The 11,579-nt window shown below is 61.9% G+C and carries 12 protein-coding genes; 2 read left to right on the forward strand and 10 right to left on the reverse strand.

Annotation, left to right across the window (positions count from 1 at the left end):
- Positions 1–438: 438 nt before the first annotated feature.
- Positions 439–990: a hypothetical protein gene (locus OJ996_RS03475; RefSeq protein WP_264511204.1), complete on the reverse strand. Its 552-nt coding sequence runs from the start codon at positions 988–990 to the stop codon at positions 439–441.
- A gap of 80 nt (positions 991–1,070) precedes the next feature.
- Here OJ996_RS03475 and OJ996_RS03480 point away from each other — a divergent pair, with 80 nt between their 5' ends.
- Positions 1,071–3,014 (forward strand): hypothetical protein, encoded by a 1,944-nt coding sequence (locus OJ996_RS03480; RefSeq protein ID WP_264511206.1) that lies wholly within the window; start codon positions 1,071–1,073, stop codon positions 3,012–3,014.
- Here OJ996_RS03480 and OJ996_RS03485 read toward each other — a convergent pair.
- From OJ996_RS03485 to OJ996_RS03525, 9 genes are all read right to left on the reverse strand, one after another.
- A complete protein-coding gene (locus tag OJ996_RS03485) occupies positions 2,989–3,684 on the reverse strand; it encodes a hypothetical protein (protein WP_264511208.1) in 696 nt (231 codons plus the stop codon). The genes OJ996_RS03480 and OJ996_RS03485 overlap by 26 nt on opposite strands.
- Before the next feature lie 189 nt (positions 3,685–3,873).
- On the reverse strand, positions 3,874–4,140 hold the full coding sequence (locus tag OJ996_RS03490; protein WP_264511210.1) for a type B 50S ribosomal protein L31: 267 nt from the start codon (positions 4,138–4,140) through the stop codon (positions 3,874–3,876).
- A 70-nt stretch (positions 4,141–4,210) separates the two neighbouring features.
- Positions 4,211–4,579 (reverse strand): hypothetical protein, encoded by a 369-nt coding sequence (locus OJ996_RS03495; RefSeq protein ID WP_264511212.1) that lies wholly within the window; start codon positions 4,577–4,579, stop codon positions 4,211–4,213.
- Positions 4,580–4,868: 289 nt separating this feature from the next.
- Positions 4,869–5,165 carry a hypothetical protein gene (locus OJ996_RS03500; protein WP_264511214.1) on the reverse strand — a complete coding sequence of 99 codons (297 nt, stop codon included), beginning with the start codon at positions 5,163–5,165 and terminating at the stop codon, positions 4,869–4,871.
- A 162-nt stretch (positions 5,166–5,327) separates the two neighbouring features.
- Positions 5,328–6,413, reverse strand: a complete 1,086-nt coding sequence (locus OJ996_RS03505) for a DNA topoisomerase IB (protein ID WP_264511216.1) — start codon at positions 6,411–6,413, stop codon at positions 5,328–5,330.
- Between the two features lie 158 nt (positions 6,414–6,571).
- Positions 6,572–8,902, reverse strand: a complete 2,331-nt coding sequence (gene ligD, locus OJ996_RS03510; protein WP_264511218.1) for a DNA ligase D — start codon at positions 8,900–8,902, stop codon at positions 6,572–6,574.
- Positions 8,859–9,761 carry a non-homologous end joining protein Ku gene (ku, locus tag OJ996_RS03515; protein ID WP_264511220.1) on the reverse strand — a complete coding sequence of 301 codons (903 nt, stop codon included), beginning with the start codon at positions 9,759–9,761 and terminating at the stop codon, positions 8,859–8,861. Before ku ends, ligD begins: the two co-directional genes overlap by 44 nt.
- Before the next feature lie 165 nt (positions 9,762–9,926).
- Entirely contained in the window at positions 9,927–10,607 is a 681-nt protein-coding gene (locus OJ996_RS03520) for an EF-hand domain-containing protein (protein WP_264511222.1), read from the reverse strand.
- 234 nt (positions 10,608–10,841) lie between these two features.
- Positions 10,842–11,324 carry a hypothetical protein gene (locus OJ996_RS03525; RefSeq protein ID WP_264511224.1) on the reverse strand — a complete coding sequence of 161 codons (483 nt, stop codon included), beginning with the start codon at positions 11,322–11,324 and terminating at the stop codon, positions 10,842–10,844.
- Positions 11,325–11,355: 31 nt separating this feature from the next.
- On the opposite strand from OJ996_RS03525, the gene OJ996_RS03530 reads away from it, so the two are divergent.
- Complete coding sequence (locus OJ996_RS03530; protein ID WP_264511227.1) at positions 11,356–11,577, forward strand: hypothetical protein; 222 nt, start codon at positions 11,356–11,358, stop codon at positions 11,575–11,577.
- Positions 11,578–11,579: the final 2 nt, after the last annotated feature.

Consider the following 11,579-nt stretch of genomic DNA (forward strand, 5'->3'; position numbering starts at 1 on the left):
CCAACGAAATGTCCACCCCCGTTCCGGGACGATCCCGAAACGTGTTTGAAGCCGGGGAAGGGCGCATTACGCTTCATCACTACAATAACAGTGACACTTTCGTCACGGTTGCGATCCGTCGATCAAATTTTGTTGGGAAAGCAGGCGAAAAGAGGGTTTTTCCCTGCGCTTTGTTTTAAGCGCAGTGACTCCTATCGCAGCAGCGATGCCCGGTTTTCCAAAAAGCTATCCCAGAATTGTGCCAGAAATGAAGCACGGGAAGCGACGACCGCCGGAATCGACCGGCTGGGGGAAATAGTGGGGGAGGTCTCATGCGCGGGGGAACGACGAGAAGTGAGGAGCGGGCCGGCAAGCACCGGTCTACCCCCTGCACCTCACCCCCATCGCACCCTTGGCTCAATCCCAAATCCCTTGGCCCCCTCACAATCAGGGATTCCCCTACGCCCCGGTGCGGGCGGCACCCCTCCCTTTCGCCCGTCGCCACACCACCAGCCAGATCAGAAAGCCGACCGAAGTCACCACGCCCGCCAGATAACACGTCACTTGGATCGATTGGCTGATCAGGATCGGCAGCCCCATCTCGGGATAGATCGCCTCGGGATAGACCGGCCGCCCCGTCTTCCATGCCACTGCCCCCGCCGCCAGACCGCACAACTCCGTCACTAGGATCAGCCACGGCACGATCGCCAACATCCGCCGCGGCTCCACCCTCGGCAGACTCCCGCCCCGGCCCAAGAAAAGCGCCGCCAGTCCGAGGCCCAGCCCCGGCCCCACCGATGCCCGGAATGCCCACGCCGCCGCCAGCAAGGTGAGATCCTCGATCCCCCACAGCGGCGGATGATACAGCGTGAAATGCTTTGGCGAGATCCGGATCAAATACTGGTCGTGCAGCAGGCAGTAGAGGAAGACCTCCGCCCAGATCCCGAACACGATCGTGTAGCTCACCGCCCGGGTCTCGTTCAGTAGCCGTCCGCTGGGCAATTGGGGCATCGTCCCGGATCATCGGAAACGCGCCCGCTCCCGGCGAGTGAAACTTCCCATTGCCCCGCCATCTGATAGAGCCGGGGTGAATGGCTGAGTTGCGCTTCCGCTTCATCGAACTTGCCCTGCGCGCCTTGGGACCGGGCTCCCCGTCCCGCGAGCTTGCCCGCGGCGAGTTGATGGACCGCCTAGCCCACGCGGATCCCGCCGCCGCGGACGATACTTTGGAGATGGCCAGTGCCCGCTTGGAGCGTGGCAACCCCAGACCCCTCCGCCAAGCGGCCCTCATCTTCAGCGGACTTCTAGCCCTTCTCGGCATCCTCTCCATGCTTTGGACCGATGCCTATGCCGAGATCAAGCAGCTCAACCCTCACTATGGCTTCCTAGGTCACAAGGTCCGCCATCAAAAAGAAATGGAGGAGCGGCTCTCCCGCGGCATGGATTCGGAGCAGCGCCTCTTCCTCTTCGCCAATACCCGCTACGCCGATCTCCCGGAAGTCCTCGAGTGGCAGCAATCCTTCGAGCAGGAAATGCCCTCGGATCCCGCTTGGCTGGAGGAGGCCATCCTCACCTCCGAGTCGCGGGATCGCCTCCTGCTCGAGCGTCTCGACAAGTTCGGTGCTTCCCTTGAGCCGGACAATGGCTTCTGGGATCTCCTCGTCGCGCTGCACTCCAAGGAGTCCTCCCCCTTCTTCGAAGCCTTCACCAAGCCCCGGGTCGAGAGCCACCTCCCCGCGCGGACGAAGCTCCGCATGGAAATGCTCGGCACCCCCCGCACCTTGGCCGAGCAGGTGGAGCAGGGCTTCTTCGTCTTCCGCCAGCGGTCCTGGCCACCTCAGGAAATCTCCAAGCACTACATCGACTACACCCGCGCGGACAACCTCGAAGCCTGGGCTGAATCCAAGAAAATATGGGAATCCTGGGCCTTCCGCCTCCAGCCATGGGGTTCTCGAGACACGGAGATCCATAAGCTTCTGGATCTGGATCGCATGGCGATGGTCATGGGAGGCCACCGCGGTGGCCGAGGCCAGTGGGTCGATGCCGAGCGGTTCAAACGCGTCCGAGCGGTCGTCTCCAGATTCCGGGCGCTGAGCCATGGCTTCGGCACGGCATCGCCGCCCGTCACGGACTTCCGGCGCGAGGCATCTAGCATCGTGCGGAACAACGCAGATCAAGCTCTCCCCGGCACCTTCACCGCGGCGGACTTCACCCCTGGCAGGCTGGCGGAGCATGCCGTCTCCGATCGCTACATGGCTGTCTGCGGCGCCTCGCTTCTCGCCTTCTTTGCCCTCGCCGCAGCCTTTGAAGGCTGGCGCCGCCTGCTCCCGCGGCGCGGCCTTGCCGCCGGCTTGCTGCCCCTCTTCCGTCCGGCCGATGTGGCTTGGACATTCTGCCTCGGAGTCCTCTTACCCTTCGCATGGCACCTCGGCATCACCCGCTTCACCCCGCTCGGCTGCCGTCACATCGGCCTCATGGAGTGGGACATGATGCCCGCCATGCAACAGGCCGCAGGCAGCCTCGCCTTCTCCGTCTGCATGCTTCAGCAGACCCTGCGCTGGCGGCTCGCCCGGCGCATGGGCGTCATCGGACTGCGGTCACCACTCCTCTGGGTCGGCTGGGTCATGGCTGCGGTGGCGGCGCTCTTCGTCCCGCTTATCGGCATCGTCGGGATGCTTACCCGCCATCAGGAGCCCTTCCTCGTCCTCGGCAGCTCCATGCTGGGCATCCCCTTGCTCTGGATCGTTTGGCGCGCCGGCATCACCGCGGTTCAGCCGCAAGAAACGTCTTTTGAAGGCATCCTTCTCTCCCGCCTGCTGGTCCCGGCTTACACCGTGGCCGCCGCGGTGCTGCTGCTGGCCGTCCCTTCACTTCAGAGGGAAGAGCAGGCCTGGGTTGCACGGGATCACATGAGCGGACCCGCGCGTGATGGCTCGCTCATGCTGCAGATGGATGCCCACGCACTAGCCTCTGTCCGCGCCGCGCTCGCAGAGGCATGGCAGGGGACTTCTACAGATCCTCTTCCAGCTCCTTGATCCGCTGTTGGGTGAGATCTATCAGTTTCTCCGCGTCCCGGCACCTTCTGTCCAGGTCGCGCGCCCTCCGGTCCAGAGTGTCCGCCCGCCGGAGCTTGGCTTGGCTCGTGCGCACCTCGCTGTAGATCTGGCCCGTGCTGTCCGTTCGGGTCGAGTGGACCGTGGCCTTCCCTCGCGCATCGATCGCGCGCTCACGGTTCCGGGCGGCATCTTCCCGCGCCTTCTCGATCCCGACTTCCAGCCGACTGATGTAGGCATTCAGCGCGGCGATCTTTACCAGCGGGTTGCCCTCGGGATCGGGGGCCTTCTCCCAGGAAGGTAGATCACCCTCGTCTGCCACTTCTTCCGCCTTCTGCTTGGATACGGCCTTGTCCACGGATCGCTCGTGAGCGTTGGCCTCTTTGGCCTCCTTCTCCAGCTGCTCCTTGGCAGCTTTCGCATCGCGCGGGAAGCGGTCTGCCAGCTCCTTCGGCAGCTTCACGTAGGGCAGCCGCGCCGTGCCGCCGGCATGCATGATCTTCAGCCCCACCGCATCCTGTCCCACCACCTTCGCCTCCTCATACACGCTGCCGTCGCGCAGCTTTAGAGTGCCGATCGCCAGCGGGAGCTGCACCGGTTCCACAGCGAGGGCGCAGCCCATCAGGGCCAAGCAGACAGGGAGGATCTTCACGCGCGCGGAGATAAAGCATCACGACAAAACAGTCAACGCAGCCATGACTCTGCGAAGACGTAAGCAAGACACCTCCTGACCGCTCCATACCCTCCCATTCCGGTCCCACTCCCCCTTGAAAAGAAAAACGCCCGGCCGCAAGCTGCGGACGGGCGCTCTGGAAAAACGATGCGCGTGGGATTCCAGCGATCAGAGGGTCGGCTTGCCCGCGCGGCGGACAGCGCCGAAACGCTTCTGGAATTTGTCGATGCGGCCTTCGGTGTCGACGAACTGCGCCTTGCCCGTGAAGAACGGGTGCGAGTCGGAGGTGATACCGATCGAGATCACACTATGTTCCACACCGTCGATGACTTCCTTCTTCTCGGAAGACTTGGTCGAGCGGGAAACGAAGCGGGCACCGGTGGTCATGTCCACGAAGACGACCGGATTATATTTCGGATGGAGATCCTTTTTCATGACGTTAGAGGGCCCCGGTCACGTTTCCGACGCGGCGGGGAGCGGGAGGATGCATGGCGGCGGCCCGCTGTCAAGCCGCCGGGAAGCCCGGTTGCGGCGGCGCGGCCGCTTCCGGCCCGCCCAGCGCCATGATCGCCACCGCCGGGATCGGGAGCGGCTTGCCCACCACGAAGTCTTCCAAGAGCAGCTGCACCCACTGCCGGGAGGCCCGGATCCGCTCGATCACGATCGCGTGGCTACCGCCGGATTCCGTCACCCGGTAGCGCTCCACTTCGATTTTCAGCTCCTCGCTCTCCCCGGCCAAAAGGATTTCGACCCGGATAATCTTCTCCCGACTCCGGATTCGCAGCTCGATCAGCCTGCCGTAGCGCTCGATCCGTCCTGCTAGCAGACTCTTCGCGGCGCTGGAGGCCAGACTATCTTTGAAGCTGCTGAACATGAGGGGAGTGTTCTTGCAAAATGCACGGCTCGGAAGTGCTTAATGCGCCATTGCAAGACGCATGCAAATCCAAGCGATCAAGCTAGCCGTGAAAAGCCCGGCCCACAAATAGGTTCCCCAAGCTTGGTCGGGAACCGCGCTGTGATGCGGGCCGGAGCTCCTTTTCGCCCCGGTGAACCATGCCATGCATATGGCGCAGACCATCAGCCAGATCAGGAAGATCGAGAGGATGAGGGCCGCGCTCATAAGATTACTTTCGCACAAGCTGCGCCAGCCGCCACCGACTGACTCAATCTTCTTCCTCTTCGTCTTCCGGGATAGACTCGCGGTGCATGGCTGCCAGCTCTGGAGCCACGGACTCGTCCTCCGCTTCCACGTAGTCGATGTCGTCCAAGGAATCGCTCATCTCGGCGCTGCCGCGCGCACCCTCCTCATAGGCGTCGGCTACCGCGCCGCGGATTTCGTCTTCCGCTACCTCCAGACCTTGCTCCACGAGGGTGATGTTCGGCTCCTCATCGACATAAGGCGGCGCGGTCGGGGACTTGCGGGTGGAGGGGATGGCTTCGACTGGATCAATCGGTGTCATGGCGTTGGGGTTTGGTTTGGATCCTATTCTCGCACGCTGCGTTCCAAGCGCTGGGACGCACAGTCTCAGCGCCTTGGGACAGCCAGCCGGAGCGGAACGCAAACTCTCGCACACGCATCCGTGCAGATTGCCGCTCCACCACGGCTAGGAACCGCTCGACCTCTACCCCCTTCGCCTCCTCGGTCGCGCCGGATACTTCTCAATCAGCGTGAGCACCCGGCGCTCGTCTGCCCTCAGCTTCGCGCTCTCATCCGCCCGCCGCATCCGCGGTGGCTTTGCTAACATCACCCGGTAGAGATATCCGCTCCGATAGGCCTTCAGGATCCCCGGGTGGATGTAGTATTTCCGGCAGGTCGCCATCGTGTGATTGAGCGCCTCTGCTGTCACCCGGATCGCCGCCACCTCGGCGCGCTTGCAGGCCGCCTCGGATTCCCCCGGCGGCATTTTTCCCAGTTCCGTCGCGCAGCGCAGCGTCGCCTTCCAAGTGCGGAATTGCTTCGCGGTGAATTCCCCTCCGCCAATTTCCTTCAGCCAGCCGTTCACATCGCTGCTGCCGATGTCATGCCAGCCGCCTGTCTCGTCCTCATGACGGAAAAGCCGCTGCCCCGGTAGCTCCTGTAGCTCGGCGATGAGTGCCGCGATCTTCGTGTCCCGGATCTGCGCCTCGTGCTCTTTGCCGGACTTGCCCTTGAAGCGCAGCACCCATTCACCCTCGCCCTCGCTCAGATGCCGGGAGAGCAGGGAAGTGATCCCGAAGCTCCGGTTCTCCTTCGCATAGCGGTGGTTCCCGATTCGGAAGCCGGTGCTATCCAGCAGCGCCACGATTCCGGCGATGATCCGCTCGCGGCTCAAACCCTCTTCGGAGAGCGCGCTGTTGATCTTCCGGCGTATCCTCGGCAGGGCTTTCACGAACTCGGGCAGCAGATGGAACTTCCGGTCGCCCGCCAGCAGATGCCACTCGGGGTGGTAGCGGTACTGCTTTCTCCCGCGTTGATCCAGTCCGGTCGCTTGCAAATGTCCGTTGGGAACCTTGCAGATCCACACCGATTCATAGGCCGGGGGAATCACCAGCGAGGTGATCCGCTCCCGCTCGCTCTTGCTCTTCAGCACTCCTCCCTCCGGCGTGCGGTAGCTGAATCCCTTGCCGCTCCGTCGGCGCGTGTAGCCGGGCATGGCATCATGGGTGAAAACGAGGTCGTGCTGCTTCAGGATCGCCAGCGGGACAAGCGAGTCGGTGATGGGTTTCACACCTTCTTCCTTCGCATCGCCCATGCCATGAGTGACAGCCCGGGAGGGTGCTTGTTGTGGAAGGCTTCTCGTCTTTCCTGCCTTTCAGTTGTCGCGCCCTTTGCGCCTTTTTGCGGCAGAGCCGGATTCAAGGACGCGGTGTAATCTCCCGGCGTTCTCTAGCCGTCCATCACCTCCTTGATCAGCGCCTTGCTGATCGACTGCGGCGTGATGTCCTTCCAATCGGAAGGCAGCTTGAATGGCTCCCTCATCGTGAAGCCCCGCGGATCAAGGTCTCCCAGATCCTTCCAGTTGATCGGCGTGGAAACAGGCGCACCCGGTCGCGCCCGCAGTCCCCATGGCGCCACACAAGTCGCCCCTTTGCCATTGCGCAGCCAGTCGATGTAGATCTTCCCTCCGCGCTTCGCCTTGCTCGCCGTGATGGTGAAGCGCCGCGGGCTTAGCTCCGCGATCCGCGCCGCCACCGCTTTCGCGAAGGGCTTCATGATCTCCCAGTCGTGGTTCCGCTTCAGGTGCATCATCACGTGCAGCCCTTTGCCACCGGAGGTCTTCACCCGCGATTCCAGATCGTGCTTCGCCAGATAGTCCCGCAGCAGGAAGGCCGCCCCCAAGGTCTCCGGCCATGGCACGCTGGAGTCGGGATCCAGATCCCAGATCAGCGTGTCCGGCTTGTTGATGTTCGCGAAAGATGAACCCCAAGGATGGATCTCCAACACGCCGAACTGAATCAGCGAGATCAGCGCTTCCTCCGAGCCGATGTGAATCACCTCCGTCCCGTCCTCCAGGGTCTTCGTCTTCACCTTCGGCGGTACGTGATCCTTGAAGCTCTTCTGGAAGAAGCTTCCGCCCCCGATGCCATCCGGGGCCCGCAGCAGGGCGAGCGGACGATCCACGATGTGGGGCAGCATCAGCTCGGCGATTCGTTCGTGGTAGCGTGCCACCTCGAGTTTCTGGATGCCGTCATCGGGAAATACCACCCGCTCCGGATGTGTGATCACGATGCCGCGCACGGTGGCTTCCTCCTCGCCGATGGATGCCTGGTCCACGGAATCAAGATGCACCTCTTTTGCCGTCTTGTCTTCGCGGAGTGAGATGAAACTGCCTTGGCGGATCGAGCCGTCGCGGGTGATCTCCGCAAACTCGATCTCCGCCACCAGTTCGGGGCGGATCCAGTGTACGCCTTTCTCCGCATCAAAGGGGGCGGTGCTTACGGCGCGCTTCTCCATCAGCTTGAGGAGTGCACGGCGGTCTGCTTCGTTGAAACCCGTTCCCACCTTGCCGCGCGGCACCAGTTTGCCGCTCTCGTAAGAGCCTAGGACCAAGGCGCCGAAGGCCGGGCAGGAGTTTTTGGGAGGCGTGTAACCGCAGATCACGAATTCCTGTCGCGGCCGGCATTTCGATTTCACCCAGTCGCGCCGGCTTTCCGGCAGGTAGCGGGCATGGCTGTGCTTGCTGATGATCCCTTCCAGACCGAGCTTGCACGCCTGACGGAACAGGTTGGGGCCTTCATCGCCTTGCCAGACCTTCGAGCGCCGCACGGGGCCGTCTTCCTTCGGCACCACCTTCTTGAGCTGCTCCAGCCGCAGGCTCAGCGGCAGATCCCGCAAGTTCTTGCCATCCGCGTTCAGCAGGTCGAAGGCGATGAACTCGATTTTCTCTCCCTTGCCTTTCAGTTCTTCCTGCAGGCCGCCGAAACTCGTCCGCCCCTTGCCGTCGAGGACCACAGCCTCGCCATCGAGAACGAAGTCTCCGCCGCCCAGTTTGCCCAGCTTCTTTGCCAGGGCAGCGAAGCGATCGGTCCAGTCGAGCTGCTTGCGGGTGAAGAGCCGCACCTCGCCCTTCTTTCTCACCGCGATCAAACGATAACCGTCGTACTTGATCTCGTGCAGCCAGTCCTTGCCCTGCGGGACCGTTGGCACCGGCCGGGCGAGTTGCGGCGCGACGAAAGCGGCGGTTTCCTTCGCTGGCCCGGGGATTGTACCCGTGGGATGCGTGGCCGGGTCGAGCTTGCGCAGCAGCCAGTTCGGCTCCTCCTTCATCCGCGCGAGGAGGTAGGGACCGTCGAGTCGCTTGCCGTGCAGGATGAACTTGAACTTACCTTTCGCGAAGTCGCGCTTCCAGTTCTTCTCCAGCGGCTCCCAGCTGCCGCTGTCCCAGATCGCCACCTTCCCGGCGCCATAGTTTCCTTTCGGAATCTCACCTTCGAAGGTGCCGTAGTCGACCGGGTGATCTTCCACGTGCACGGCGAGCCGGTTCGAGCCAGTGTCCTCCGGCACGCCCTTCGGCACCGCCCAGCTTGCCAGCACGCCATCCATCTCCAGCCGGAAGTCAAAGTGGTGCGAGCGTGCGTGATGCTCCTGCACCACGAAGCTGTGGCCGCTCTCCTTCTTGCGCTTCGCTGCGGGCTCCTGGGTGGCTTTGAAGTCGCGCTTGCCGCGATATTTCTCAAGCGGAGCGGCGCGCTTTCTTGCTGGCGGACTTTTTGGCATGCTTCACGGCTTTTTTGGCAGTCTTCTTCGCTGCAGGTTTCTTCCTGGCGGCAGCGGCCTTTGGTTTTTTGCCGATGCTCTGTTCGAGGTAGGCGGCCAGATCGACCACATTGCCCTTCAACTTCGGCTCTTCCTCGTCGCCTTCCTTCACATCCTCAACCGTGTCGCCGCTGCGGATCTTCTTCTCGATGTACTCCATCAGCGCTTCGCGATACTCGTCGTGGTAGTTCTTCGGGTTCCACTTCTCGCTCATCTCGTCGATCAACCGTTCCGCAAGCTGCATCTCACGCTTGGCAGGTTGCCACTCCTTGTCGGACGACACCGGGAGATCGAGCTTCGCGGAGGCTTTCATCTCCTGCGGAAATCGCAGCAGCATGAGTACGAGTACATCGTCTCTCACGAACATCGCGGAGAGATACTCGCGCGTTCGAATCACGACGCGTGAGATGCCGGCCTTGCCCGACTTCCGCAGCGCCTCGCGCAGTAGCGCGTAGGCCTTCCGGCCGCGTTTGTCGGGCTCCAGGTAATAGGGCTTGTCGAATAGAAGCGGATCGATCTCGTCCAGTTTCACGAATTCGGAGATCTCGATCGTTTTGGTCAGCTTGGGTTCCACCGATTCGAGTTCCTTGTCCGAGAGCAGGATGAACTGGCCCTCCTCATATTCGTAGCCGCGCACCATCCGGTCCCATGGCACCTCCTCGCCGGAGTCCGCGTTCACCCGCTCGTAGCGGATCCGCGCGTGATTCTTGCTGTCCACCATGTGGAGCTGCACGTCCGGTCTCACCTCGGCCCCGGTGAGGGACACGGGAATATTCACCAAGCCGAAGGCAATGGAACCTTTCCAGATGGAACGAGCCATAAGGGGATCATTCCCGCACAACGCGTGCCGTCCGGTTTCAGGCCTTCTATCGCGTGCCAAACAGACGGCAGTTGCAATCTGCCATTTGTCACCTGTTCCGAATCGCGCAAAATGAAAGACGGGCGCAGGGCATGCCCGCGCCCGTCTTCTTAAGGGGGGAAAGTCTCAGCGGCCGGCGCGGACCCCCGGATTGAACTCCGCGGTGACCAACACGCCGTTGTCGTCATCATCCAGCTTGTTGAACTTGGCCAGAACCTTCGCCTCGGAGGCGGTGCGCGGGAAGACGTAGCCGTATTCCACGACCGTGAGTTGATTGTCCGCATTGAAGTCGGCGAGTTCGAAGACGGTGAGGTTGATCCCGGCTTGACCGCGACCGCGCTTGAAGTTTTCCCACTCGGTTTCGGAGATGCCACCGCTCGCATCGACGTCCGCCCGCACGAAGTGTCGGCGGATAGAGACGAGCGATGCCTTCGCTTTGAAGGTCGCCGTGAACTCGTCGAAATTAATCGATGCGTCCGCGTTTGTGTCGGTCTGGTCGAAAAGTTCTTCGATCTTCGTCGGCTTCGGGATGGTACCGGTGAAGATCAGGAACTCGGTCAGTTCGATCGAACCGTTGACGTTGCGGTCCGCACCTCTAAATTTCTTCAGCGCGGCCCGTGCGGAAACACCTGCATCAAGGGTGGTGGTGAACTCGCCGAGGCTCAGGGTGCCGGAGATGTCCAAGTCTGCCGCCACAAAAATCGCGTTGGCATCGAGCCCACCTGCTTGGGCGGAACTCAGGGCCAAGCCGCTGGCGAGCGTAGTGGCTGCGAGGAGACGACGGATGGGATTCGATTGGTTCTTCATGGGAGCGTCTCCCTGAGCAATGGTCAGGCCCGGATTCCGTAACCGAGGTTCGATATTGATAAACAATTCATTATGAATTATGATTCGTAATAATGCGGGGAAATACTGTAGCCATGCCATTGCCGGACGCACGTTCATCCTCGCAAACTGCCATGCGAGCTTGTGAAAAGCAGTAGGGCCGGGCCGCTTTTCAGCGAGCCCGGCCCTAGGTCCATTGTCGATCGTGGGAGAATCTTACTCTTCCACGGTGAATTTGACAGTCGGAATGTGGACGGAGTCGACCACGCGATACTCCTTGTCCACGGCGACCACGTTGCCACCGGCCACGTAGTACTTCACGTGACGCTCTTCAGCGGGCGGAAGCAGGCTGATCAGCTTCGGCGGAGCCGCGACGAGATAGGGGCGTTCCTTCTCGGTCACGACCACTCCCGGAGCGATCGCGGTTGTTCTCCAGGCGGTGGGGATCTTCGTCACCACTTCATCGGTGTAGACGCCAGGGGGTAGGCCGTAGCGCTCTTCCTTGTAGGGGTCGAAGTAACTCACGACCTTGGTGCGCAGCGCCGGATCGAAGGTCCGCGTGGTGGTCGTGGTGGTTTCGGTCACCGATCCATCTTCATGTTCGGTGGTCTCCGTGGTTTCGGTGGTTTCCGTGACCTGGGCCACGACGGGAAGGACCATCAAGCTGGCGATTCCAAATGCTTTGGTAATGGTTTTCATGGGATTCATGGTTGAGTCCGACAATCGCGGAATGACCCGCGGCATCGTTCGGCGCTACAATCGCAACCGCTGTGCCACCACCGGCACGCCATCCGCTGGAGAACGCGATATGAAGATCCGATTCTCCGCCTTCTTTGCCGTTGCAATCCTTGCTGCCACGCAGCTTTCCTGCACTTCGATGATCGAGAACGGTCACGACCACAGCCACGATCCAAAGTTCAAAAAGGAGCGGCGATCGTTCGGTTCAAACTGATG

Origin of the sequence: Luteolibacter rhizosphaerae, from assembly GCF_025950095.1 — a bacterium.
In the GTDB taxonomy this organism is placed as follows: Bacteria; Verrucomicrobiota; Verrucomicrobiia; order Verrucomicrobiales; family Akkermansiaceae; genus Haloferula; species Haloferula rhizosphaerae.